Consider the following 25,083-nt stretch of genomic DNA (forward strand, 5'->3'; position numbering starts at 1 on the left):
CCGTTGCCTCAAACGCTACATAGCACGCGAGATCTACCAAATCATCACCACCAACCACACCCCACCCACCACTTGACATCCATAGGAGCATCGGCCCGTCCCTGCCCCACCCGGCACCAGAACCCGAGCCGTAGCCCAGCCCTGTTACGAAAGGTCGATACCGTTACTGAACTACGGCTGAGCCGAGCCGGCCGTAGCCCAGCCACCGAATGAGCAGCCGATAACCGATCTGAGCTACGGCTCGGCTGGGCTACCGCTCGGCTGGGCTATGCAACGAGGGCTGGCCACGTCAGCTGAGAGGATGGCCCCGCTACGAAGCGTTGCAGGCACCAGTCGTGGGTGTCGGTTTTGGGTGCGGATCACGCCTCAACTCGACACGGGCCAGCGGTTTCCGGGGCGTGTGTCGAGTTCGAGTGTGGAGCGGGTGTGAGCGAACCCGAACTCGACACACCAGCACGCGGACCCTGCACTGTGTTGGATTCAGGTGCGGAGCGAACCCCGACTCGACACACAATCCCGGCGACGCGGGGCTGTCACGGTCCGAGGCCGGCTCCGGTTGTGGCGCTGCCCTGCCAGCATCACGCGGGCGCGCTCCCTGCCGGGATCATGCGGGCCCGGGGGCCCGCTCGCGGAGTTGGGCGGCCAGGCGCGCGGCGGCCACCACCACCGCCACCGCTGCCACAGTCCACAGCGGATAGGCGATCGGGCGAGTGTTCAGCAGGCCGTCGATGATCGGGCTGGGCGGGGCCGTGAGCGCGTAGTGCACCGCCCGCACCGTTACCAACACCCCGGCGATGACGAGAACCGGCCGCTCCTCACGCAGCACCCGCCCGCTCGAAACGAGCACTCGGCCGCCCGCAACGAATGCGCGCCCGCCCGAAACGAGCACCCGGCCGCCCGCAACGAGTGCGCGCCCGCTCGGAACTAGCGCTCGCCTGCCCGCAACTGGCGCCTGCCGGCGAGGGCGCAGCACCCGCCAGGTCAGGGTCAGGGCCGCCACCAGCACGAACACCCAGACCGCCCCGGCGATCGTCAGCACGTCGCGGCCCAGAACGAACTCCGCGAGCCCGTAGGCATAGAAAGCCAGGCCGATGTCCGGCCGGCCGTGGGTCACCACCGTGATCCGGTCCTCGTAATGGCCGACCGCCAGCACCGTGGCGGCCACGTCCACCACGGCGAAGGACATCAACGCGGCGCGCGCGAGCTTCACGAGGACGGACGGTAATCCACAGGAACAAGCTGTTCGCGCCGATAAGGCGTACCCAAGAAGTGGTGTGCCCGCCGACACATAGGTTACGAAACTTGATTCATTCCAGAAAACTGCCCTAAGGTCTTCGCCATGACGGCCGACCTTGAGGCACAGCTTCGGGCGGTTTCGTTGCGCGTCACCCGGCCCCGGCTCGCGGTGCTCGCCGCGCTGCGGGACCACCCTCACATCGACACCGACGCGGTGATCGCACTCGTACGGGCGGATCTTCCTGCCGTCTCTCACCAGGCGGTTTACGATGTGCTACGTGCGCTCACCGATGCCGGACTGGTGCGTCGCATCCAGCCCGCCGGCGCGATCGCCCACTACGAGTCGCGGGTGGGTGACAACCACCACCACGTGGTGTGCCGCTCCTGCGGCGCGATCGCCGATGTCGACTGTGCGGTCGGCCATGCCCCCTGTCTCACCGCCTCCGACGATCACGGGTTCGTGATCGACGAGGCGGAGGTCGTCTATTGGGGTGTTTGCCCCAGCTGCTTGACCCCCAACACCGCCAGTTCGGAAGAAGGAAGCACATGAGCGACACCCAGGACAGCGCAGCGGGCAAGTGCCCGGTGGCGCACGACTCCGTGACCGCGAGCGGAAGCGAGAGCGAGAACCCGGCGATCGACGCGCCGACCCCGAAGACCGGCGGCCGCCCGCGCACCAACCGTGACTGGTGGCCGAATCAGCTCGACCTGTCGGTCCTGCACGCCCACTCGGCGAAGGGCAACCCCCTCGGCGAGAGCTTCGCGTACGCCAAGGAGTTCCAGAAGCTCGACGTCGAGGCCCTCAAGCGCGACATCACCGAGGTTCTGACCAGCTCGCAGGACTGGTGGCCGGCTGACTTCGGCCACTACGGCGGCCTGATGATCCGTCTGAGCTGGCACGCGGCGGGCACGTACCGCATCCAGGACGGTCGCGGTGGCGCCGGTGACGGCGGGCAGCGCTTCGCCCCGCTGAACAGCTGGCCGGACAACGCGAACCTGGACAAGGCGCGCCGCCTGCTCTGGCCGGTCAAGGCCAAGTACGGCCAGAAGGTCTCCTGGGCTGACCTGCTCGTTCTCGCCGGCAACGTCTCCCTGGAGTCGATGGGCTTCACGACCTTCGGCTTCGGCTTCGGCCGCGTCGACGTGTGGGAGCCCGAGGAGATCTTCTGGGGTCCCGAGGACACCTGGCTGGGCGACGCCCGCTACCTCGACGAGAACGCGCTGCCCGAGGGCGTCGGCGCGACCGAGATGGGCCTCATCTACGTGAACCCGGAGGGCCCGCGCGGTAACGCCGACCCGCTCTCCGCGGCGCACGTGATCCGGGAGACCTTCGCCCGGATGGCGATGAACGACGAGGAGACCGTCGCGCTGATCGCCGGTGGTCACACGTTCGGCAAGACCCACGGCGCGGCCCCGGCCGGCGACCACGTCGGCGCCGAGCCCGAGGGCGCGCCGATCGAGGCGCAGGGCCTCGGCTGGCTGAGCACCCACGCCAGCGGCAAGGGCACCGACGCCATCACCTCCGGCCTCGAGGTCACCTGGACCGACAAGCCGACCGAGTGGAGCAACCGCTTCTTCGAGATCCTCTACGGCTACGAGTGGGAACTGACCACGAGCCCGGCCGGCGCGAAGCAGTGGGTCGCCAAGACCACCGACGAGATCATCCCGGACGCGTTCGACGGCGCCAAGAAGCACAAGCCGACGATGCTGACGACCGACCTGTCGCTGCGCGTCGACCCGGCGTACGACAAGATCTCGCGCCGCTTCCTGGCGAACCCGGACGAGTTCGCGCTGGCCTTCGCCAAGGCCTGGTACAAGCTGCTGCACCGTGACATGGGCCCGGTCGACCGCTTCCTCGGCCCGTGGGTGCCCGAGGCTCAGCTGTGGCAGGACCCGACCCCGGCCGTCGACCACGAGCTCGTCGGCGACGCGGACGTCACCGCACTTAAGGCGAAGGTCCTCGACTCCGGCTTCTCGGTCGCGCAGCTGGTCTCCGCCGCCTGGGCGTCGGCCGCCACGTACCGTTCCACCGATAAGCGCGGTGGCGCGAACGGCGCCCGCATCCGCCTCGAGCCGCAGCGCAGCTGGGAGGTCAACCAGCCGGTCATCCCGGTGGTCGACGCCCTCGAGAAGATCCAGCAGGAGTTCAACGCCGCCGGTGGCGCCAAGATCTCCCTCGCTGACCTGATCGTGCTGGCCGGTAACGCCGCCGTCGAGAAGGCCGCGAAGGACGCCGGTGTCGAGGTGACCGTGCCGTTCCGGGCCGGCCGTACCGACGCCAGCCAGGAGCAGACCGACGTCGAGTCGTTCCGCGTTCTGGAGCCCCGCGCCGACGGTTTCCGCAACTACCTGCGCCCGGGCGAGAAGACCCAGCCGGAGATCCTGCTGATCGACCGCGCGTACATGCTGAACCTGACCGCGCCGGAGGCGACGGTCCTGGTCGGTGGCCTGCGCGCGCTCGGCAACAACTTCGCCGGCAGCACGCACGGTGTGCTGACCGACAAGCCGGGTGTCCTCACCAACGACTTCTTCGTCAACCTGCTTTCGCCGGGTACGAAGTGGAAGGCGTCGGACACCGAGCACGTGTACGACATCGAGGACCTCGCCACCGGTGAGGTGAAGTGGACCGCCTCGGTGGTCGACCTCATCTTCGGCTCGAACTCGCAGCTGCGGGCCCTGGCCGAGGTGTACGCCAGCTCCGACGCCACCGAGAAGTTCGTCAACGACTTCGTCAAGGCGTGGACGAAGGTCACCGAGCTGGACCGTTACGACCTGGTCTGAGTGTGACGCAGTGAAGCCCCGGTTGATGGTTGCGGATCAGCCGGGGCTTCGCCCCATAACTACTACTTCACCGCTCCACCGGTGATCCCAGAGATGATCTTGCGCTGGGCGACCGCGAACACCACCACCAGCGGCAGGCTCATCAGGATCACGTACGCGAAGATCAGATGCCAGTTGTTCAGGTAGAGCCCCGCACTGGCCACCCGGAACAGGTTCAGCGGCAACGTGTCGAGCCGCCCGCCGACCACGAAGAACGCGTAGAACACGTCGTTCCAGACGTACAGGCAGATCAGGATCGTGGCGGTGGCGAGCACCGGGCGCAGCAGCGGCAGCACGATCCGCCGGAACACCGCTACCGGCCCGGCGCCGTCGATCTGCGCCGCCTCCTCCAGCGAGGCCGGGATCGTCCGGACGAACCCGGTGACGAAGAAGATCACCGTGGACAGATAGATGCCCAGGTAGACGCCGATCATCCCGATCGCCGTTCCGGCCAGGCCCAGCTGGCGCAGCAGCAGGACCACGGTGACCACGGCCGGCGGGAGGATGATCCCGCTGATTCCCAACGCGTACAAAAGGCCTGTGATCCGTGAAGAACGCCGGGCCAGGACCCACGCCGCCATCGAGCCGAGGATCAGGACGAGAGCCACGGTCGGCACCACGATGAGCAGGCTGCCGAGGAACGCGGCCGGCACGTCGGCGTCGGTCCAGACCTGTTTCATGTTCGCCAGCAGCTGCCAGGACGAGGGCGCGCTGAGGTCGGGGTCGATCGCCTCGCCCTGCGATTTGCCGGCGGTGGCTATGACCAGCCACAACGGAATCCCGATCACCACGGCCGTCAGAAGGACCGTGAAAACCGGCTGCACACCACGCTTCATCACGACATCGACCTCTCTCGCGCGCGCAGCAACCGGATGACCGGGAACGCGAACACCACGACCATCAGGAACAGCACCAGGCTCATCGTGGTGGCCTGCGCGAACAGCCCCTGGCCGAACGTGCGGTAGATGAAGATGTTCAGCAGCTCGGTGGTCCGGGCCGGCCCGCCGCCGGTCGTCGCCTGCACCACGTCGAACCCGTTCATCGACCCGAGCAGCGCGGTCGCCACATTGAACGTCACGGCCGGGGCGAGCAGCGGCGCGCGCACACTCCAGAACGTCCGCCACCGGGAGGCGCCGTCGATCCGGGCCGCCTCCAGCACGTCGAGCGGGATGGTCTTCAGACCGGCCAGGTAGATCAGCATCGCGAGACCCATCCACTTCCACGCGTGGATCAGCGAGACCACCACGATGGTCCAGGTGGTGTCGGCCAGCAGGCCGGTCCCCTTGAACAGCGCCTGGAAGATGTAGCCGACGGCCAGCGCCGACATCAGCACCGGGATCAGGAAGAACGTCCGGGCGATCCGGTTGATCACGGTGTCGCGTTCCAGCAGGACGGCCAGACCGAAACCGAACAGGTTCTGGAAGATCGCGACCAGTACGGCGTAGACGACGGTGATCCGCAGCGCACGGAACAGCGTGCCGTCGGAGGCCAGCTGACCGAAATTGTCCAGGCCGACCGGGTTGATCGAGGCCTTGAACCCGGACCAGTCGGTGAAGGCGTAGATGAATTGGTAGACCGTCGGCAGGACGAAGAACAGGAGCAGCAGGGCGTACGCGGGCAGGAGGAACCACAGCGGATGCGTGCGTCGCGTGATGGTGCCCGGGCTCGGCGCAGGCCGCGCCCGGGTCATCGTCAGAGCCGTGGCGGTCACTTCAGGTAACCAGCAGCCTTCGCGAGCTGTTCGAACTGCTTCTGGGTGGCCTCGGCGACCTGCTCCGGCGTCATCGTCCCGGCGATCATGTCGGCCAGGTTCAGGTACAGGTCAGGGTTGGCGACGGCCAGGGCCTGCATCGACCCGGCCGACGCGCCGACCGCGGCGTGCACGTCGAGCAGCGCCTGCGGTACGCCCGGCGGATTCGACACACCCGTCTGCAGTGACACAGTGTTACGGACGGTGATGAAGTCCTGATAACCCGGACCCATCCAGTAGGAGAGCAGCTGCCGCGCCGCCGCCTCCCGCTTGGCGTCGCCGGTCTTGAAGGCGACGAGGGCGTTCGACTGGTCCGGGATGAACGTGCCGACGTTGCCGGACGGCGCGATCGGGAAGAAGCCGATCTTCTTATCCAGAGTGGCGGTGTCCGCTTTTGCCTGCAGCTGGCCGAAGAACGAGTTGACCTGAACGACCATGGCGGCCTTGCCGTCGAGCAGCGCGGTGCCCTGGTCCTCGAACTTCGCGGTCTTGATGTCGCTATTGAACAGTCCTTCTTTGATCAGGGCGTCGTACCGCTTGACGGTGTCCAGAACGGTGGCGTCGGTGAACTTCTCCTGGCCGGTGTTGATCCGGTCCCAGAGGCCGGCTTTCGCGGCGTCGGCGAGCTGGATCTGAACCCACCATTGGGTGGCCCAGCGGTCGGCGCCCATTTCGTAGAAGGGGGTGATGTTCTTCGCCTTCAAGGAACGGGCCGTTTCCACAAGCTCGTCGAAAGACGTGGGCAACGACGAAATCCCGGCCCCCGCCAAAACCTCTTTGTTGTAATACACCCCCTCCACAGCCGGGCTGGTGACCAGAGCGGCATATCGCGTTTTATCCAGAATACCGGTTATATCGACCAGCGCGGGATCGACTTTCGACAGCCACGGCGCCCCGTCCAGCGACTGCAGGTTCGTCTTCGCGTTCAGCGCGGTCAGCATCGACGCCGTCGGCTGCCAGAATGCCAGATCCGGCTTGTCCCCGGTCGCGACCTTGGTCTGAATACCCTGCTCATAGGGGTCGGGGATGGTCACGACCTCGACACTTGCGCCGGTGGCCGCCTGAAATCCCTTGATCACCGCGGTCGGGACGGTGTTGCTGTTCTGCGCGGCCCAGATGGTCAGCTTCACCCCGTCCAGCTTCGCGGTGGCGTCCGGCCAGGTGATCGAACCCGGATCGGTGGCGCTCTCCTCGGCGCCCGGGTCGGTGCAGGCGGTGAGCCCGACGGTGAGCAGAAGCGCGCTGACGGCGCTGATCCAACGTTTCATCGCCATTCCTTAGAAATGTGAAGTGAGACGGAAGATGCGAGCAGAATAAGAACTGTCGGTGCTCACGCTGAGGGAGCCGTTTTCCCAGGAGTACGCCCACCCCGGCAGCGTTCGCGGATAAAGAACCTCGACGTCGGCGATATCCGGCAGCGGAAGGTCGACCTCGAACGAAGCGCCCGGCCGCCGCCAGACACCGAGATAGGTGGTGCCCCCCACCCGCAGCCCGAGGCTGAGCCACCCGTCGTCCCACCCCGGCAACCCGAGTGGCCAGACCGGAACTGATCGCGGCAACACCGAACGGATCTCCCGGTAGGCATCAACCCCGTCGCGCACCAGAGCCGCCTGAGAAACCGACATGGCGTCCAGCCGCCCGGACAGATACAACCGCCCGAGCATCCCGGTGCACATCGTGAACGCGATCTCCTCGTCGCTCATCTCCGGCTGTGGATACGCCCAGCTGGCCGCCTGCTCCGGCAGCATCGACAGTGGCGCCGCCACCGCGATAGGCGGATAAATCCGGAAATCCTGTTGGTCGCTTGTCGACTGCAGATGCGTCCGCTGCAGCAGCGCCTGATCAGCCCGCATCCCCCCGGACGCACAATTCTCCAAGATCAGCCCGGGATGCCGATCAAGCACACCAACGAGCCACGCCAGATGCGCCCGGTTGTGCCCGAGCAACCCGGCACCAGGGCTCTCCGCGTCAAGATCGGTCCCCACACCGGGATCGATGTTGTAGTCCAGCTTGAAATAGCCCACCCCGAACTGCTCGACCACCCGGTCGACCACCTCGTCAAGATGCGCGACCGCGGCCGGGTGCCGCAGATCCAGGTGGTACCGGCCGTGCTCGACCACCCGCACCCCGCCACGCTGCAGAAACGCTTCGAGGGGAAGCTTGTCGGCCATCGGGCTGCGCACCCCGATCACCTCCGGCTCCAGCCACAGACCGGCGATCATCCCGTGCCCGCGGATCCGGCCGATCACCTCCTCGAGCCCGGAGGGGAACCGGGTCTGCGACGGCTGCCATTCGCCGACGCTGTCCCACCAGTCGGTGCCGTTGTCGTACCAGCCGGCGTCCACACAGAAGACCTCGGCGCCGGCGGCGGCCGCCGCGTCGATCAGCGGCAGCAGCTTCGCCGTGGTCGGATCACCCATCAGCGTGTTCATGTAGTCGTTGAAGATGATCGTGTGATCGGGCGCGGAGCGGCGCAGGGCCCGCCGATGCGCGGTCAAGCCCTCGATGGACGAGGCCACCGACACCGGGACCGTCGTGAACGACTCCCCCGGCGCCAGCCACTGCCGCCACTGGTGGTCCACATCGGTCGGGCCGAGCAACGCCAGGTAGACGCCGTCCCGGCGCTCACCCACCTCGAACCGCCACGGCCCGTTGTGCTCGATCTGCCAGTGGATCTCGGTGTCCGAGCCGATCAGGGCCCCGCCGGGCAGGTGCGTACCGGTCGACCAGGTGCCGGAGCTGATCACACTGTGACAGCCCCGGCCGTCCTGGCCGTGCGCTCGAAGGTGCAGGTCGGGCACCACATCGCGGAGCGGACGCCGGGTCCACCGGCCCTCACCCAGCCACTCGCTGTCACCGGTGAGCAGGTCGAGATCGTCCGGGTTCGCCGGCAGCCCGACCACCAGGGAGGTGACGCCGAGCAGCAGGATCGGCTCGGCGCCGTCGTTGGTCACCGTCGTGCGGGCCTGCACGCCGCCGTCGGTGCGACGCAGCGTCAGCCGCGCGATGAGCCCGGTCCGTTCGTCACGCTGCGTGATCACATCCGGTGTGACCTCGGTGATCCGCAGCCGGCGACCGATCGAGGTCTCCGAGAAGCGCCGGGACACATGATCACGGCCCTCCCCCGCGATCAGGATCTCGACGAGCGGCTGCCCGGTGCCACGCAGCCGCGCCGGTCCGTCCGCGGGCGTGTCGATGACCAGATTTCCCCAACGCACCTTGTGTTTCTCCTTTGGATATCCTCAGCCGAGGACTGCGGCGACCTGAATGCGGTCGATGTTCGGCGCGAAACCGCTGGAGGCATTGCCGAACGTGATGGTGTTGGCACCCGCGACCAGGTCGACATCGACGATCGCGGTCCGATAGGTATTCCACGCCAGGGTGTTGCGGAAGAACGCCTTCTTCACGGCGCCACCATTGACGCTGATCTCGGCGTACCGATCCACGATGTTGTTGTTGTAGGCGTGCTCACCGACCACTTCGGCGTTCGCATAGCTCACGACCAGGCGATATCTCCCGGCCGCAGGCGCGCTCACGCCGTTGAAGCGCAGCGTGTTGCCCGCGCCGGCGCCGATCCAGCCCACATATCGGCCGCCCGAGGCGGCCGTATCACTCACCACCACGCTGGTCCCGCTGAGCGTGTTGCTCACGCTTTCGCTTTCGTACGCGGAAACGACACCCGTGGCAGCCGACAGATCCAGATAATCGAGATTCACGGCATCCCGGTCGTCACCGGCAAAAGCGCGATAGTCGATCCGGTTGATCCCGGCCGGCAGATAGACCTTCGTGGTGACGGTGTTCCAGGTGTTCCAATTCGCGGTGCCGGGCAGGCTCACATCGGTCAGATCAGCGCCGTTGACGCGCAACCGGACCGACCGGTTGGCCGGCGCGCCGGTGTAGGGCCCGGCCGCGTACCGCAGCGCCAGGTTGTAGTAGCCGTCGGCCGGCGCGGTCACCACAAATCCGGTGCTCGCCGTGCTGCTGGCTCCGTAACCCTCGGTGAAATAGGTCCCCGAGTACCCGCTGTTCGTCCCGTACGTGACCTTGGCAGTGCCGCCGAGGGCGGCGTATTCCGCCTCGTAGCGGCTGCTCACGGCCGTCGTCAGGTCCCGGTCCGGCGTCAGAATCACGTGGTACGCGGATTGGCCCTTCAGCCCCGTCAACGGCACCGTCACCTGACCGCCGGAAGCCGTGAAGTCGCCCTCTTTGACCACATAGGGCCCGGCCGACGGGTTGGTTCCCGACGCGTCGACACCCCAGACCGTCGCGTGGACGGTGGACCCGAGAAATGCCGGAATGCCACGGACCACGACGTTCGTGTCGTACACACCTGAAGCGGGATTGTTGCCGCCCAGAATGACCCGCGCCTGCTTCTTGCTCGCGTCCAGGGCCGCCAGGCCCTGCAGCGACCCACTCGGCGACGGCGGCGTGACAGCGACAGTGTTGCCGGTCAGAGCGCCGTACCACTGGTACAGCCACCACGCGCCGGTCGCCTGGTTGTTGCGGGTGACCAGATCGTTCAGGCCACCCGCGGTGGTCCAGTACGCGAGGCAGCCGTCCACCTTGCTGGCCTCGAACTTCGCCACGAACTGCACGAGGTTGCCGGGCACGCCGAGGTCGCCGCTGGACCGGCCGTACTCGTTGATGGTGATCGGGCGCGCGCTGATCGCCAGGCTCGTCTCGATCGCCCGGTAGTCGTCGAAGTGCTGCTGCCAGCTGGTGTAGAAGTCGTCGCCGAGCTCGTGCCAGGCCATCACGTCCGGCAGCACGTTGTTCGCCTTGGCGTAGGTGAGGAACGCCCGCAGATCCGCCGACCGATAGGCCGCGAAACCCGGGCCGGCGATCCGCGCTGACGGGTCGATCGACCTGATCTTCTGGAAGACGCTCTTCCAGTCGGCGAGCAGGCCGTTCAGGTTCCCGGCGTACCAGATCTGGTCGGGCTCGTTGAACGGCACGTAGACGTACGAGCTGCGGTACGGGTCGGCGACCACCTTGCGGGTCATCGTGTCGACCTTGGCGAGATAGTCGGTGATGCCGAGGTTCTCGTACGGCCACTGCTGGTAGACGTCCTGCATGTAGATCTGGATGTCGCGGCCGCCGGCCCGCTTGAACATCGGCGCGATCTTCAGGGCGTCGCCGTTCGGGTGCTGCAGGCCGTCGGGCGCTTTCTGGGCGGTGACCTGAGGTTTCAGGGCGGCGAGCATGGTCTCGGTGGGGATGCCCTCGTCGCCGAGACCGTAGAGGAATCCGGTGGCGCCGTACCGCAGCGCGCCGGTGGAGGCGGCCAGGTCGACAGTGAACTGGGACGGGGCGGCATGGGCCGGTGTGGCGGGGAGGCTGGCCGCCAGGACGGCGGCGGCCAGCGCGGAGGCGGTGATGTGTCTCGATCGCACGGGGGTCTCCTCTTGGAGATGTGACCGGTCACACGAGCGGGTGAGTGGGTCGAGTGTGACCGGTCACACGCATCGGGCGGAAGAGCACGTTACGGTTTTGTTACGTGGAGCGTTCCGTCAGCCGCGCGGTGCGGCGGTCGACTCGCGGATCACCAAACTCGGTGGGTCCAGGCGAACCTGCTCCGCTCCCTCGACCACCGCCGCGACGCACGCCCGGCCCAGGGCCACGAAATCCATCCGGACCGTGGTCAGCGCCGGCGTCCAGTACGCAGCGCCCGGCACGTCGTCGAATCCGACGATGCTCACGTCACCCGGCACGTCACGGCCGGCCTCGTGCAGTGCCCGTCGCACCGCGAGGGCGGTGTCGTCGTTGCCGCACAGGATCGCGGTGACGCTGCTGTCGTTCGCCAGGTACTTCCCGGCCGCGTGGGCGCTCGCCAGGTCCCATCCGGCCGGCAGCACCTCGGGCACCTCAGCATCGGCCTGCTCCAGCGCGAGCCGCCAGCCGCTCTGCCGGGCGCTGTCCCGGACCTCGGACGGGATCGCCACATGATGGACGGTCCGATGGCCGAGGCCGAGCAGGTGCCGGGTGGCGTCCGCGGCGGCCTGCCGCTCGTCCAGGAAGATCATCGGCCGGTCCACTCCGGGCAGCCCGCCGGCCTCGGTCGCGGCCACCATCGGCACGCCGTCCGGCATCGCCCGCAGCACGCCGGAACCGGCCCGGTCGAACGCCACCACGACCACGTTTCCGCAGCTCGGATCGGTGACGTACTCAACGGCGTTACGCACGTCCACGGCCGCGTCGGACGCCACCACGCGGACCCCGACGGTCAGCCCGAGCAGACGGCCCGCCTCTTCGACGCCCTGCAGCACTCCGGCGTACCCATAGAGGGTGGTGTTGGCAGTGACCACGGTGACCGCGCCGGCGCGACCGCGACCCAGCGCGCGGGCCGCGCGATTCGGCCGATACTGCAGCCGCTCCATCGCGTCGAGGACGATCTGCCGGGTGTCCGGCCGCACGTTCGGCGAGTTGTTCAACACCCTCGACACCGTCTGGTACGACACTCCGGCGGCGGCCGCCACGTCACGGATCTGCGGCGTATCCCGCTTCATGACCCGCCGCCCCCTGACCGCACGGTCACCACCCTAGTGCCCGGCCCGATCAGCCGATGGCGGGGCTGCGGCGTTCGATCAGCACCACGTCCCGCCAGACGCCATGATGCCGGCCGACCCGTTCGCGGGTGCCGACGGTACGGAAACCGCAGGCGGCGTGCAGGGCCAGGCTCGCGGTGTTCTCCGGGAAGACACCGGACTGGATGGTCCAGATCCCGGCCGCCTCGGTGGCGGTGATCAGCGTGTCGAGCAACGCCCGGCCGACTCCCCTGCCGCCGGCTCCGGGGTGGACGTACACCGAGTGCTCGACCACACCGGCGTAGACGCGGCGATCCGAGACCGCACCGCAGGCAACCCAGCCGATCACGGTTGCGCCGGCGTCGAGAGCGACGAAGCGCTGCCCGGGCAGCCGGGACGCGATGAACCGCTCCCACGACGGCGGTTCCGTCTCGAAGGTGGCGTTGCCGGTCGCGATCCCCAGCCGATAGATCTCCAGAACGCTCGCGGCATGCTCGCCGGTCATCGGGGCGACGGTCGTGGTCATCGATCTCCTGCGGGGCGCGGGTGCATGGGAGTCAGAGGAACTCGGTGATCCGGGTCAGGATCTGGGTGAGGACGTCCGGGCCGGTGGCGAAGTTGATGCGCACGAACGACGCCGTCTCCGGTGCGAAGTCCGCACCTCGCCCCAGTCTGACCAGCGCCTTCTCCTCCAGCAACCCCGCCGGGTCGGTACCCAGCGGCGCGAAGTCCAGCCACGCCAGATAGGTGCCCGCAGGCTCCCGATAACGGGTGTCCCACGGCAGGGCGGCGGCCCACCGTGTGACCTGGGCACGGTTGGCGGTCAGGACATCCATCAAGCCGGCCAGCCAGTCGTCCGCCTCGCGCCATGCCGCGACCGTGGCCACCCGCCCGTGCGTACTCGGCTGTCCGAAATAGTCCAGCGGGAACCGGTCCAGCGCCGCCCGGATCGACGCCGGACCCACATGCGCCACGGCGCACCGCAACCCGGCGATGTTGAACGCCTTCGTCGCCGACGTCGCGGTCACCGTGCGCGCCGCCGCATCGGCACTGATCGAGGCGAACGGGACGTGCTGATGCCCGGCATACACCAGGTCCGCGTGGATCTCGTCGGACAGCACGATGACGTCGTGCTCCGCCGCCGCGTCAGCCAGCGCGGCCAGCTCGTCGCGACGAAAGACCCGGCCGGTCGGATTGTGCGGATTGACCAGCAACAGCAGCGCGCACCCCGCCAGATCAGCCGGATCAGAAACGGACACGATCTGACGGCCGGCGCGAGCGATGCTGGCCAGGAACGGCGGATAGTTCGGCAGATACACCCCGATCCGGTCCCCCGGCGACGTCGCCACCTCGATGATCACCTGCAGGATCTGGATCAGATCGGTGAACACCCGGGTCCGGCCGGGCGCGGGTTCCCAGCCGAACCGCGCCACCATCCGATCGCGGAACGCCGCCACCACCGGATCACCACCCGGCCAGTGCGGATATCCGTGATCGGTGACCTCGCTCAGCCGCTGCCGGATCACCGGCGCCACCGGGAAGTCCATGTCAGCCACCCACGCGCCGAGTGTGCCCGGCTCCAGCGCGCCCCACTTCACCCCGTGCCCGGACCGTAGCCGCGCAATGTCCACCCGGGAATCGAAAACGGTCATGCCATCGCCCGGATCGCGTCTCGCATGATCTCCATCTGGCCATGGTGCTGCGCCAGCTCCTCATAGACGTGCATCAGCGCCGCACCCCGGTTCAGCTCCCGGTCCGGACCCTGGAAGGACTCCGGCGGCCGCCCTCGCAGCGCCGCCTGCGGCTCCGCGTCACGCACGTCCGATTCAAGACGCTTCCGTACGGCTAAAGCCTCCGTGACCAGCGCGGCAACCGGGCCGGCGGCGACGAATTCGGCATCCCTGTCCCGGATCACGCTGCGCCCGGCGACGAGCGATCCCGACCAGAACTCGATCACGCCGAGGCAGTGGGTGAGCAGGGCATACGGCGTGTTCGCCCCGGGCAGCGGCGGCCGGGTGTTGGCGAGGTCGTCCCCGAGCCCGGCGACGATGCCGGTCATGCCGTCAAGTGCCCGGCCGGCGAAATACAGATAGTCGTCCCTGGATATCAACGCACTCTCCTCCGCAACGTCACCCCCTTAGCCGGTGACGTCGAGAACCTTGCAGGAAGCCTCCGTCACCTGTCAAGGTGGTGACGTGCAATTCGTCTTCGTCAGCGGAAACGCCGCCCTCGACCTGCTCGGCACGCTCAAGTGGCGCCGCACCGAGCCGGAAGAGGGCCTGGACGCGCCGGGTGCGGCCGCCCGCTGGGCCGTCGAGGCGGGGCTGCTCACCGACCCGCCGGCCTCCGGGACCGACGATCTGACCAGGTTGCTGGCACTCCGAGAGGCCACCTATCGGCTCGTACGCGGGGTGCTCGCCGGCGACGACCCGGGCGCGGCCGATCTGCGTACCCTCAATGAAGCCGCAGCCGGAACGCCTGCCGCGCTCACCCTGACCGCTCGGGGCGCGCAGCGCGCCGGCGACCTGGACGCCGCCGCCGCCGAGGTCGCGCGCGCGGCCGTCACGCTGCTGGGCGAGATGTACGGCGAGACGCCACCCCGGGTCCGCGAGTGCGAGAGAGCGGCGTGCACCCGGCTGTTCGTGGACCGCTCACGCGGCGGAACACGCAGCTGGTGCGGCATGAGCGAGTGCGGCAACCGGGTGAAGGCCCGCGAATACCGAGCCCGCAAAGCCGCCCGCCTGGACGGGTGATCGAAACAAGCGCCACACCCGCTGCGGGCGTGCCCACACCCGCAGTGGGTGTGGCGCACCAAACGTGTCGTCCCCGAGCCGGCCCGACGGCGCTCTGTCAGTGACGTCCGCGCGGTGGGGTATCAGATGATCGGCAGGACGGCTCAGCCGTCTCGTCCGACCTGGGCGGACGCTGTGCTGAGCTCGGGTGACATGCCTTCCGGCAGCGCAGGTCGTCAATTTATCGTCGGTTCTCGGTCGCCATCTCCCCCATGATCGAGGAATCACGACTTGTCGCGCTCCGACGAAATCCGTGCGTTCGCCGCCGACCCCTACCGCTCCTATCCGGCCGGTGCGCGCTACACCGACGACGTCCAGCCGGGTGGTCTGCTGGACATCGAGCCGGCACGACAGTGGATGTCACGTATCGACCAGTGCCGGGATGCCAACCTGTACAGCTTCGGCATGCCACTGGACACCGCGGCGAGGCCGCGTGCCGGGTTCGCCGGCGGCGAGCTCCTGCTGTTCTCCACCTACAGCTACCTGGGGCTGAACGGGCACCCGCGCATCGTCGCCGCCGCCACCGAAGCCGCGCACCGGTGGGGCACCACCACCGGCGGAGTGCGCCTGATGACCGGCACCCTCGAACTGCATCTCGACACCGAGCAGGAACTGGCAGCGCACATCGGTGCCGCATCGGCGGCGCTGTACTCCAGCGGTTATGACGCGAACATCGCTGCGATCTCCGCGCTGATCGGCCGGCACGACATCGCGATCATCGACGCCAAAGCACATCGCAGCATCCTGGACGGGTGCCGGCTGTCCGGGGCGAAAACGATCCGATTCCGGCACAACGACACCGGCCACCTCGATGAACTGCTCGCCAAGCATGCCGTCGGCGGAACCCGGGTGCTGGTCGCGGTCGACGGCGTCTACTCGATGGACGGCGACATCGCCCCTCTCGCCGAACTGATCACGGTCAAGGACAGGCACGGCGCGTTCCTGCTGCTCGACGAGTCGCACGCCATCGGCGTGCTCGGGCCGGACGGCGCGGGCACCTGTTCGCACGCCGCGGTGGACCCGGCCACCGTCGACATCATCACCGGCTCGCTCGGCAAAGCGTTCCCGTCCGGCGGTGGATTCGTCGCCGGCAGCCGCGGCCTGATCAACTACCTGCAACACGGATCCGCGCCGTACATGTTCTCCTCCGCGACCACGCCGGCCAGCACCGCGGCGATCCGCGAAACCGTCCGCGTCATCCGCGAGGAGCCCGAGCACCTCGAGAACATGTGGAAGAACACCGCCCGGCTGCGCGGCATCATCGACGATCTCGACCTGGACAGCGGCGGCAGCCGGACGCCGATCGTCCCGGTGATCCTCGGTGAGACCCTCCGCAGTTACGCCTGGGCGCGTCACCTGCTCGACGACGGCATCTACACCTCCGCCGTGCCCGCTCCCGCCGTTCCCGAGGGCCAGTCACGCCTCCGGCTGTGCGCCACCGCTGCTCACCTTCCCGACGACCTGAGCCGTCTGGAAACCGCGCTGCGACGCGTGGTCGCACTCGAGAGCTGACTCCCGTCTCTCTCGGAGGGCTACGCGCCGGCGGTGGCGCCGCCCCAGGCGGCCAGTTCGCCGCCGGGCATGCAGACGATCAGGAAGTCGTCCGGGCCGGTGACGGCCCACGACTCGGCGTCCGCGTCGGCGTCGATGCGCAGCTCGGCGCCGCGGGCGAAGGAGATCCGCAACTCGCCGTCGAAGCCCGCGCGGGCTTCGCGGACCACGTCGCCGAGGAGCACGGCCAGGGCGTCCGAGGCAGCGGAGTCGTCGGAGTCGTAGCCCGGTTCGACGAGCACGTCGTCACCGAGCGGGCCGGCACAGAGGTGGGCTACGGATTCGATGACCACCCGGCGGCCGCCGGAGAAGCCCAGGACGATGGCGTGGCCGAGCTGGACGAACTCCAGTTCCCGCCCGGCGAGCACGTTGATCGGCCGCGCGGCGGCCTCCAGTGAGGACATGGCACACACCTCGATCGGCTCGTCCGGCTGTTACATCTGTTACGGGCAGGACGCTAGTGGCGCGTTCCATAAGAGAGCCTTAAATCAAGGCCACGATCAGGCTCCGGAGTTCTCCTGCGCTCCTGCGGCGCCGGTGGCACGATCAACGGCATGAAAGCGTCGGTGTACTACGAGAACGGTGGACCCGAGGTCCTGCGGTACGAGGACGTCCCCGACCCCGAACCGAAGGCCGGTCAGGTGCTGCTGCGCATCGCCGCCGTCGGCGTGCAGGGCGGCGACACGCTGCACCGGCAGGTCAGCCCGCTCGCCTCGGTCCCGCACATCGTGGGATATCAGGCGGCCGGCACGATCGCGGCCGTCGGCGCCGGGGTCACCAGCGTCAAGGAAGGACAGCGCGCCGTCGCGTTCATGTCCCACGGGTCGCACGCGGAACTCGCAGCCGTCGCCGAACGGGACGTGTACGTCGTACCCGACAGCCTCGACCCACGCCTGGCCGCCGGGATTCCGGTGGAGTTCGGCACGGCCGACGACTGCCTGTTCGAATTCGGTCGTCTACGCGCCGGCGAGACCGTGCTGATCCAGGCCGCCGCCGGTGGGGTGGGCCTGGCCGCCGTGCAGCTCGCCAAGCAGGCCGGCGCGACAGTGCTCGGCACGGCGTCCAGCGACGAGAAACTCGACAGGCTGGCAACATTCGGCCTCGACCACGCGATCAACTACAAGAACGCCGACGTGGTCACCCGGGTCAAGGAGCTCACCGACGGCCGCGGCGTCGACCTGGTTCTCGACCCGGTCGGCGGCACCACGCTCGAAGGCAGCATCAACGCGCTCGCCTACCGCGGCCGGATCAGCTGGGTGGGCCAGGCCGGCCGTGAGGCGACCCCGCCGAAGATCGGCCCGCTGATGTTCAAGAGCGCCACGCTCAACGGCGTCTATTTCGGCGGCGAGATGCAGTTCAACCCGGCGCGTACCCGGGCTCTCATCGAAAAACTGATCGCCCGGGTCGCCGCCGGCGAGCTGACCGTGGTCCTGGATCGCGAGTTCCCGCTCTCCGAGGCCGCCGACGCCCACCGATACATCGAGTCGCGTGCCGCCTTCGGCCGCGTGCTGATCATTCCGTGACGATCAGGCCTGCAGCGACGCCAGCTCCACGATCGTGATGTCCGACGGCGCACCGACGCGCACCGGCGGGCCCCACGCGCCCGCGCCGCGGCTCACGTACAGCTGCGTATCGCCGTATTTCTCCAGCCCGGCGTTTGTCGGGTTGGCCATCTCGGCGATGTAGTTGCCCGGCCACAGCTGCCCGCCGTGGGTGTGCCCGGACAGCTGCAGGTCGACGCCCTGATCCACCGCGTCGTAGATGTTCACCGGCTGATGCGCCATCAGCACCACCGCGCGTGACCGATCCCGATCACCGAGCGCCGCGGCGAAGTCCGGTCCCGCGCCGTCGTCCTCACCGGCGAGGTCGTCGACGCCCGCGAGATCGAAACCGGGCAGCTCGATCCGGCTGTTGCGCAGCGGCCGCATGCCCAGCTCACGAACCTTGGTCACCCACGGTTCGACACCAGAGATGTACTCGTGGTTACCGGTCACGAAGAACGTCCCGAGCTTCGACCGCAGCCCGCGCAGCGGTTCGACCGAGCTCGCCAGGTCCTCCACGTCACCGTCGATCAGGTCACCGACCACCGCGATCAGGTCCGGCTGCGTCCCGTTGATCGTCTCGACGACCCGCCGGCAGAAGCCACTGCCCAGGATCGGCCCGAGGTGCACGTCGCTGACCACCGCGATCCGCAGCCCGTGCGCACTGCGCGGCAACTTCGCCAGCGGCACCGTGATCCGCTTGACGCTCGGACCGTTCAGCACCCCGAACGCGCCCGCTCCGACCGTACCGACAGCAACCGCAGCGGCTGCGCCGCCTACAACCCGTGACACGAAAACTCTGCGCGAGACCCTCACGCTCTCCTCTGATACGCCCAACGGCCCGTCAGTTTCGGACACCGTGTCGACCGCCTCAGCCTCGGAGGGCATGGCATCTCCCTGCGAGGCCGCTGTCGTGTCGCTCGCCGGCGCGGTCAGAGCCGGCGACTTCTCGGCGCGCCGCGCGAGCCACAGCCTCAGCAACGGCCGCACCACCTCGCCCACGACCACCCCGAGGAACAGATAGATGAGCAGAGCCAGCCACAGATAACCCGGCCAGGCGACGACCCGGGCCGCCGCGTGCGGCAGCCCGGCCTGCTCCCCGGCCAGAGCACCGACCGCGAGAATCGGCCCGGCGATGAACACGGCGTTGCCGGCCCGCCGCCACCGCGAACGGACAACGGTGGTGTCACGGACCAGGCGCCGCCAGACGTACCAGTGTGCGGCCCCGAGGATCGCCAGGATGACGACCAGCACGAGCACGAAGACGAGGATCACCGGCCGAGGTTATGCCCCGCCGCGGACGAGCACGAAGCGGCTCTCAGTACACCCACAGCATGATCATCCGTCGGCGCGGCCCGGCGTCCACCCGGACACGTCCCGCAGCCGCCCGCGCCACAGCCGCCCCGGCACCCCGGCGAGCTGCCCGGGCCGCGAGATCCGGGCGTCCCGCAGGTGGATGTACCGGGTCGGCGCGGACAGCGCCTGGTACTGCCGGAACGAGATCTCCTCACCGATGTCACGGCTCTTCACCGCGGCGTGCGCGAGGTCGGACTGCTCCTTCACGTACTCGGCCATACCGACGTAGTACGCGTCCTCGTGGTCGTTGAGCTCACTGAGCTCGGCGAACCACTGCCACTGCGGAATCAGAAAGCCGTCGACGACGAGACCGCCCACGGTCAGCGTGAACGGCGTACCGGGCTCCTGGTGCTCGACGAGCTGATCCGTCAACGAGACGTACTTGGCGAGCACGCTGTCCGGTTCGGCCCAGTCGTTGCGCACGGTCAGCGAGTCCAGCATCGGATCAGACATATGCCCAATTTAGGCCAGAGTGGCCGCTCGCTTCTCGGCTTTCGTGATCAGGTCGCGGACCAGTTCCTCGGAGCCGCCGAGGTTCTCCCAGCCCAGGTCGGCGACCACGACGATGGCGTTGCCGACGCGGGAAGCGGCGGCGTAGTGGCTGACCGTCGACGGGGCTTCGTCGGCGTAGCTGAAGCGCTGGTCGATGCGGACCACCAGCGCGTCGTCGCCGGTGTCCAGGACGACCCACCTGCGTTCGCCGTCACCCAGGCCGCCCGGGCACTCCTTGAGGCCGGACTGGATCGCGGTGAACTGGTCGGCCGCGCCGGTTCCGGTGTGCAGGCCGACGAATTCGGTCACCACGGTCGGGGTGCTGCCGCCCTCGGCGCCCCCGACGGTGTAGCGCATCGCCACCGCTGCCGTCCGGCTCTCGTCACTCGGGTAGCGGCCGTCCCCGCACGGGCGCAGCGGCCGGACGTGCGAGAACTCGCCTTTTTCGAGCGGCTGCGACTCCGCCCCGCGTACATCAGAAGGCTGCAGAAGCGCACCGCCTGGAATGCCCACAGCGGCCGAGGCCGAAGGCGCAGCCGAGGCCGAGCCGGAGGGTGACGGCGGGACGGACGCGGCCGAGGCGGTCGTGTCGGAAGCGGAACTGCACGCCGTCAGGGAGGCGGTCAGCAGCCCGGCGGCGGCGATTCGGAACGCGTTGATCTGCATGCTTCAGGCACATGCCCGGTCCGGCCGCCTCTGACACCCCCTGGGGAGGAATCAGGCGATGACGGACGGAATCGTCGCGGTGAGCGCCCAGTCGTGGCCGATGTCGGCGGCGGTGCGCAGCAGTTTCGGCAGGTGCTCGTCGAGCAGGGTCTCGACCGACGTCTCGGCGGCGTGCACTGTGACATTGACGGCGGCGATCACGGTGCCGTCGCCGTCGCGCACGCCGGTCGCGACCGAGCGGACGCCGGGCGCGAGGTCCTGGTCGGCGAGCGCCCAGCCCTTCGCGCGGATCTCCCGCAGCGACGACTCGAGCTCGGCGGGCGCCGGCTGCCAGCGCGGGGTGATGCCGGACCGGGAGGCCTCGGCGAGAACCACCGGCACCGCTGCCGGCGGCAGAGCCGCCAGCAGCACCTTGCCCATCGAGGTCGCCGCCGCCGGGAAGCGCGTCCCGATGTTCACTGCCAAGGTCACAATCTTGGGTACGGCGACCCGCGCCACGTAGACGATGTCGCTGCCGTCGAGCTGGGCCATCGACGTCGACTCGTTGGTCTGCACGACGAGTTTCTCCATGTGCGGACGGGCGACGTCCCACATGTTCAGCGCGTTGACATAGGCCATCCCGAGGTCGAGGACCCGCGGGGTGAGTGCGTAGCCACGGCCGGCGCCACGCACGTACCCCAGGGTCTCGAGGGTGATCAGAATCCGCCGGACGGTGGGCCGGGCCAGACCGGTCAGCCCGGCTATCTCACTGAGGGTCATCGACGGCGTGCCGGGCCGGAAGGTGCGCACGACGTCGAGGCCGCGGGCCAGCGCCTCGATGAAGTCGGGCCCCGCGCCCCTTCCGGGTTCGGTCATGCGCTCAATGCTTCCATTGAGCGGATCCGGCGTCGTAGTCGGTGTACTGATAGGGGTTGTCGAAGAGGTCGGCCTGGGGAAGGTCGGGGTTCTGCCCGTTGCGCCAGGCCTCCTCGCCGAGGGTTTCGCGAAGGTGATCGACGGTCTTGCCCACTGCGGCGCGCGCCGCTGCCAGGTCCGCGCCGACCAGCTTGCCGTGTTTTTTCACGACTTTTCCGTCGACCAGCACGGTGTGCACGTCGCCGCGCTGGGCCTGGAAGACCACGTGACCGTAAGCGTTCAGGATCGGGAACATCGCCGGCGAGTCATCGTTCTTGATCAGCACGACGTCGGCCTTGCGGCCCGGGGTGAGCGCGCCCAGCTCCGCGTCGAAGCCGAGAGCCTTCGCGCCGCCACGGGTCGCCCAGTCGACGACCTGCTCGGCGCGCAGCGGGTGGTGGGTGACCGTCTCCTGCCGGGCGTGCGCCTCGAAGTGCTCGCGGGACCGGTCGGCGCTCAGCGTGGTGCGCATCGCGGAGAACAGGTCGCCGCTCCACCACACGCTGGTGTCCATCGACAGCGATACCGGCACGCCGTGCCGGCGCAGCGCCCAGGTGGGCGGATATCCCTGCCCGGCACTCTGCTCACTCTCCGTCGAGACCGAGACCGAGCCGCCGGTCGCGGCGATCCGATGGTACGAGTCACTGCTCAGCGTCGCGGCGTGCACGTAGACGGTTCCCGGGGTCATGAAGCCGTTCTCGTACATGAGCCGGATGCCTTCGTCGTTCGTGGCACCCCACACGCCGGCGTGCGTGGTGACCTGCACGCCGAGCTCGCGGGCCACCTCGAACGCCGCCTTCTCCGGGAACGCCGGGTCACCGGTGACGTCGAACGCGAGCTGGAAACCGGCCAGCTTGCCGTTCTCCACGCGCCGCCGGTAGAAGTCGCGGAACCCGTCGGAGGTGGTCCACTCCCACGGTCCCTGCTGGATGTTTCCGTACGCGAGGACGAACCGGGCGGGCACCGCCTCGAGGGCGTCGGCCGCGGCGTCGGCGTGCTGCGGGGTCTGCAGCCCGTGTGACCAGTCGACAGTGGTGGTGACGCCGGCGTCGAGGGCCTCGATCGCGCCGAGCAGGTTGCCGGCGTGGATGTCCTCGGGCCGGAAGTGCCGGCCGGACTCCAGGTAGTACCAGACGAAGTACTGGGTGAGGGTCCAGTCGGTGCCGTACCCCCGCATCGCGGTCTGCCACATGTGCCGGTGCGTGTCGATCATGCCCGGCATGACGATGCCACCGGAGGCGTCGATCTCCTCGGCGTCGTCCGGGGCGCTCAGGTTGTGGCCGATCTCGGCGATGCGGCCGTCGACCACGAGCACGTCGGCGCCGGGTAGCACGGTATGCGCGTCGTCCATGGTCAGAACGAGTCCGTTACGGAATATCACGGGTCTTTCGACGCTCATTCGCAGCTCCTTCGGACTGCTGTCCGCTGGGCGGGCAGCGCTGTGTACGACAGCGTGTTCCGGTGTTTTTGACTTGTCAAGGACATGTTTCCGGGGCGTTGACAAGCGCAGGTCGGATTGGGGAAGCTGCTTCTGCGGACAGGTGTCCGCGGAACGGGCGGTTACTCATGGTTGACCAACCCAAAGGTCCGCTGGACGGCCTGCTCGTCGCCGACTTCTCCCGGATCCTCGCCGGGCCGTACGCGACGATGCTCCTGGCCGACCTCGGCGCGCAGGTGATCAAAGTGGAGGGGCCGGCCGGGGACGACACCCGCACCTGGATGCCGCCGGTGCGGGACGGCGTGTCCACGTACTACCTGGGCATCAACCGGAACAAGCGGTCGATCGCGCTGGACCTGAAGGACCCGGTGGACCGGGAGGCGGCGCAGGAGCTGGCACGGCGGGCGGACGTTCTGATCGAGAACATGCGGCCGGGCGGGCTGGCTAGATTCGGCCTGGATTACGCGTCGGTGGCGGCTTCGAATGCTGGCGTGATTTACGCGAGCATCAGTGGGTTCGGGTCCGGCGCGGGAGCGTCGATGCCGGGATACGACCTGATGGTCCAGGCCATTTCCGGACTTATGAGCTTAACTGGTGATCCTTCTGGTTCGCCGTTCCGCGCCGGCATCTCGGTCTTCGATGTCATGGCCGGGCTGCACGCTTCGCTGGGGATTCTGGCGGCGCTGCACACGCGCTCGGCGACCGGGCGTGGGCAGCATGTCGAGGTCAACCTGTTGAGTTCGGCGTTGTCCGGGCTGGTGAACCACTCCAGTGGTTACGTGGCGGGCGGGACTGTCCCCTATCGGATGGGGAATGCGCATCCGAGCCTGTTCCCGTACGAGCCGCTGCCCACTGCGGACGGCGAGCTGATCATCATCGCCGGAAATGACGGGCAGTTCCGGAAATTGTGCGAAGTAATGGGTTTATCGGCCTTGCCCGACGACCCTCGTTTCGGCCGTAATCAGGACCGTACGGCCAACCGGGAAGAACTGCGTCCCCTGCTGGTCGACCGGCTGAAATCGCGGACCAAGGACGAATGGTTCCGGGACCTGCTCGCCGCCGGGGTGCCGTGCGCGCCGATCAACACGATCGACGGCGGGGTGGCGCTGGCCGAGGAGCTCGGCCTCAACCCCGTCGTGACGGTCGGCGGAGTGCCGAGCGTCCGCAACCCGATCACGTTCTCGGAGACGCCGGCGACCTACGAGCTGCCGCCGCCGGGACTCGACGAACACGGCGAGGAGATCCGCGCGTGGCTGAAGAGCTGAGATTTCCGACGGGCCTCGGCACGTCCGACGCCGACAGCATCTCGCTGCTCGGGCAGGACCTGGCCGCTGACCTGATGGGCAAGGTCGGGTTCGGCGAGCTGGCGTTCTGGCTGGTGGCCGGGCGGCGGCCGAGCCCCGGCGAGGTGCGGCTGTTCGAGGCGGTACTCGTGGCGCTCGCCGATCACGGGTTCACGCCGACAGCGATCGCGGCCCGGCTGACCTATCTGTCGGCGCCGGACTCGCTGCAGGGCGCTCTGGCGGCCGGACTCCTCGGCGGAGGCTCCCGTTTCCTCGGGGTGACCGAGGACTGCGGCCGGTACCTGGCTGACGTTCTGGCGTCGGCCTCAGGTGATGATTTCGACGCCATCGCCCTGGAGGCCGTGCGCACCACGAAAGCCGCCGGCCGATTCGTTCCGGGACTCGGGCATCCGGTCCACAAAGTGCAGGACCCGCGGACTCCGGTGCTGATCCGGATCGCCCAGGAAGAAGGGTTCTATGGCCCTCATCTGCGGCTCTTCGAAGCCATCGGACGCGTACACGAAAAGGTTTTGAACCGGAAGCTGCCGTTGAACGGCGCGGGAGTGTGCGGCGCCGCGCTCGCCGATCTGGGTTTGCCTGTCGATCTGTTGCGCGGATTCGCGCTGCTCGCGCGCGCCGCCGGGCTGCTCGGGCAGATCGCCGAGGAGAAACGCCGCCCGATCGCCAACCAGATCTATCTCACCGTCGACCGGAACGCCGTTTACGAGCCTTAGTTGGAG

Annotated in this window: 22 protein-coding genes and 1 pseudogene; 7 read left to right on the forward strand and 16 right to left on the reverse strand. The window is 68.4% G+C overall.

Going from position 1 to position 25,083, the window contains the following annotated elements:
- Nucleotides 1–604: 604 nt before the first annotated feature.
- Nucleotides 605–1,210 (reverse strand): hypothetical protein, encoded by a 606-nt coding sequence (locus tag B0I29_RS29630; RefSeq protein WP_111652412.1) that lies wholly within the window; start codon nt 1,208–1,210, stop codon nt 605–607.
- A 129-nt stretch (nt 1,211–1,339) separates the two neighbouring features.
- Between B0I29_RS29630 and B0I29_RS29635 the strand changes: the two genes are divergently transcribed.
- Both B0I29_RS29635 and katG read left to right on the forward strand, forming a co-directional pair.
- The gene (locus tag B0I29_RS29635; protein WP_111652413.1) at nt 1,340–1,786 is read left to right on the forward strand and encodes a Fur family transcriptional regulator; all 447 of its coding nucleotides are present in this window, start codon (nt 1,340–1,342) and stop codon (nt 1,784–1,786) included.
- Entirely contained in the window at nt 1,783–4,017 is a 2,235-nt protein-coding gene (gene katG / locus B0I29_RS29640) for a catalase/peroxidase HPI (RefSeq protein WP_111652414.1), read from the forward strand. Before B0I29_RS29635 ends, katG begins: the two co-directional genes overlap by 4 nt.
- A gap of 62 nt (nt 4,018–4,079) precedes the next feature.
- Here the strand turns inward: katG and B0I29_RS29645 are convergent, their stop codons facing one another.
- From B0I29_RS29645 to B0I29_RS29685, 9 genes and pseudogenes are all read right to left on the reverse strand, one after another.
- Nucleotides 4,080–4,892: a carbohydrate ABC transporter permease gene (locus B0I29_RS29645; protein WP_111652415.1), complete on the reverse strand. Its 813-nt coding sequence runs from the start codon at nt 4,890–4,892 to the stop codon at nt 4,080–4,082.
- A gap of 65 nt (nt 4,893–4,957) precedes the next feature.
- Nucleotides 4,958–5,746, reverse strand: a pseudogene (locus tag B0I29_RS29650) (carbohydrate ABC transporter permease); the annotation flags it as partial.
- A gap of 17 nt (nt 5,747–5,763) precedes the next feature.
- Nucleotides 5,764–7,074, reverse strand: coding sequence for an ABC transporter substrate-binding protein (locus tag B0I29_RS29655; RefSeq protein ID WP_111652637.1), 1,311 nt, complete (start codon nt 7,072–7,074; stop codon nt 5,764–5,766).
- Between the two features lie 9 nt (nt 7,075–7,083).
- Nucleotides 7,084–9,024 (reverse strand): alpha-galactosidase, encoded by a 1,941-nt coding sequence (locus B0I29_RS29660; RefSeq protein WP_111652416.1) that lies wholly within the window; start codon nt 9,022–9,024, stop codon nt 7,084–7,086.
- Nucleotides 9,025–9,048: 24 nt separating this feature from the next.
- Nucleotides 9,049–11,199 (reverse strand): carbohydrate-binding protein, encoded by a 2,151-nt coding sequence (locus B0I29_RS29665; RefSeq protein ID WP_111652417.1) that lies wholly within the window; start codon nt 11,197–11,199, stop codon nt 9,049–9,051.
- A 117-nt stretch (nt 11,200–11,316) separates the two neighbouring features.
- A complete protein-coding gene (locus B0I29_RS29670; RefSeq protein WP_111652418.1) occupies nt 11,317–12,312 on the reverse strand; it encodes a LacI family DNA-binding transcriptional regulator in 996 nt (331 codons plus the stop codon).
- A gap of 49 nt (nt 12,313–12,361) precedes the next feature.
- Nucleotides 12,362–12,856 (reverse strand): GNAT family N-acetyltransferase, encoded by a 495-nt coding sequence (locus B0I29_RS29675; protein WP_111652419.1) that lies wholly within the window; start codon nt 12,854–12,856, stop codon nt 12,362–12,364.
- A 31-nt stretch (nt 12,857–12,887) separates the two neighbouring features.
- Nucleotides 12,888–13,982, reverse strand: a complete 1,095-nt coding sequence (locus tag B0I29_RS29680) for a MalY/PatB family protein (RefSeq protein WP_111652420.1) — start codon at nt 13,980–13,982, stop codon at nt 12,888–12,890.
- A complete protein-coding gene (locus tag B0I29_RS29685) occupies nt 13,979–14,440 on the reverse strand; it encodes a mycothiol transferase (RefSeq protein WP_111652421.1) in 462 nt (153 codons plus the stop codon). Before B0I29_RS29685 ends, B0I29_RS29680 begins: the two co-directional genes overlap by 4 nt.
- 85 nt (nt 14,441–14,525) lie before the next feature.
- On the opposite strand from B0I29_RS29685, the gene B0I29_RS29690 reads away from it, so the two are divergent.
- Nucleotides 14,526–15,083, forward strand: coding sequence for a CGNR zinc finger domain-containing protein (locus B0I29_RS29690; protein ID WP_111652422.1), 558 nt, complete (start codon nt 14,526–14,528; stop codon nt 15,081–15,083).
- Between the two features lie 270 nt (nt 15,084–15,353).
- The gene (locus B0I29_RS29695) at nt 15,354–16,634 is read left to right on the forward strand and encodes an aminotransferase class I/II-fold pyridoxal phosphate-dependent enzyme (RefSeq protein ID WP_111652423.1); all 1,281 of its coding nucleotides are present in this window, start codon (nt 15,354–15,356) and stop codon (nt 16,632–16,634) included.
- 20 nt (nt 16,635–16,654) lie between these two features.
- On the opposite strand, the gene B0I29_RS29700 is transcribed toward B0I29_RS29695, so the two are convergent.
- Nucleotides 16,655–17,077 carry a DUF6188 family protein gene (locus tag B0I29_RS29700; RefSeq protein ID WP_111652424.1) on the reverse strand — a complete coding sequence of 141 codons (423 nt, stop codon included), beginning with the start codon at nt 17,075–17,077 and terminating at the stop codon, nt 16,655–16,657.
- Between the two features lie 150 nt (nt 17,078–17,227).
- Here B0I29_RS29700 and B0I29_RS29705 point away from each other — a divergent pair, with 150 nt between their 5' ends.
- The gene (locus B0I29_RS29705) at nt 17,228–18,196 is read left to right on the forward strand and encodes a quinone oxidoreductase family protein (RefSeq protein ID WP_111652425.1); all 969 of its coding nucleotides are present in this window, start codon (nt 17,228–17,230) and stop codon (nt 18,194–18,196) included.
- Between the two features lie 3 nt (nt 18,197–18,199).
- Here the strand turns inward: B0I29_RS29705 and B0I29_RS29710 are convergent, their stop codons facing one another.
- From B0I29_RS29710 to B0I29_RS29730, 5 genes are all read right to left on the reverse strand, one after another.
- A complete protein-coding gene (locus tag B0I29_RS29710; RefSeq protein ID WP_111652426.1) occupies nt 18,200–19,489 on the reverse strand; it encodes a metallophosphoesterase in 1,290 nt (429 codons plus the stop codon).
- A gap of 63 nt (nt 19,490–19,552) precedes the next feature.
- Complete coding sequence (locus B0I29_RS29715) at nt 19,553–20,023, reverse strand: hypothetical protein (protein ID WP_111652427.1); 471 nt, start codon at nt 20,021–20,023, stop codon at nt 19,553–19,555.
- A 9-nt stretch (nt 20,024–20,032) separates the two neighbouring features.
- Nucleotides 20,033–20,728, reverse strand: coding sequence for a hypothetical protein (locus tag B0I29_RS29720; protein WP_111652428.1), 696 nt, complete (start codon nt 20,726–20,728; stop codon nt 20,033–20,035).
- A 51-nt stretch (nt 20,729–20,779) separates the two neighbouring features.
- Entirely contained in the window at nt 20,780–21,583 is an 804-nt protein-coding gene (locus B0I29_RS29725) for an IclR family transcriptional regulator domain-containing protein (RefSeq protein ID WP_111652429.1), read from the reverse strand.
- A 4-nt stretch (nt 21,584–21,587) separates the two neighbouring features.
- Nucleotides 21,588–23,021 carry an amidohydrolase family protein gene (locus tag B0I29_RS29730; protein ID WP_111652430.1) on the reverse strand — a complete coding sequence of 478 codons (1,434 nt, stop codon included), beginning with the start codon at nt 23,019–23,021 and terminating at the stop codon, nt 21,588–21,590.
- 167 nt (nt 23,022–23,188) lie between these two features.
- Here B0I29_RS29730 and B0I29_RS29735 point away from each other — a divergent pair, with 167 nt between their 5' ends.
- Together B0I29_RS29735 and B0I29_RS29740 are read left to right on the forward strand one after the other, a co-directional pair.
- Nucleotides 23,189–24,325 (forward strand): CaiB/BaiF CoA transferase family protein, encoded by a 1,137-nt coding sequence (locus B0I29_RS29735; protein WP_111652431.1) that lies wholly within the window; start codon nt 23,189–23,191, stop codon nt 24,323–24,325.
- Nucleotides 24,310–25,077: a citryl-CoA lyase gene (locus B0I29_RS29740; protein WP_111652432.1), complete on the forward strand. Its 768-nt coding sequence runs from the start codon at nt 24,310–24,312 to the stop codon at nt 25,075–25,077. Before B0I29_RS29735 ends, B0I29_RS29740 begins: the two co-directional genes overlap by 16 nt.
- Nucleotides 25,078–25,083: the final 6 nt, after the last annotated feature.

Source organism: Actinoplanes lutulentus, assembly GCF_003259845.1.
GTDB lineage: Bacteria > Actinomycetota > Actinomycetes > Mycobacteriales > Micromonosporaceae > Actinoplanes > Actinoplanes lutulentus.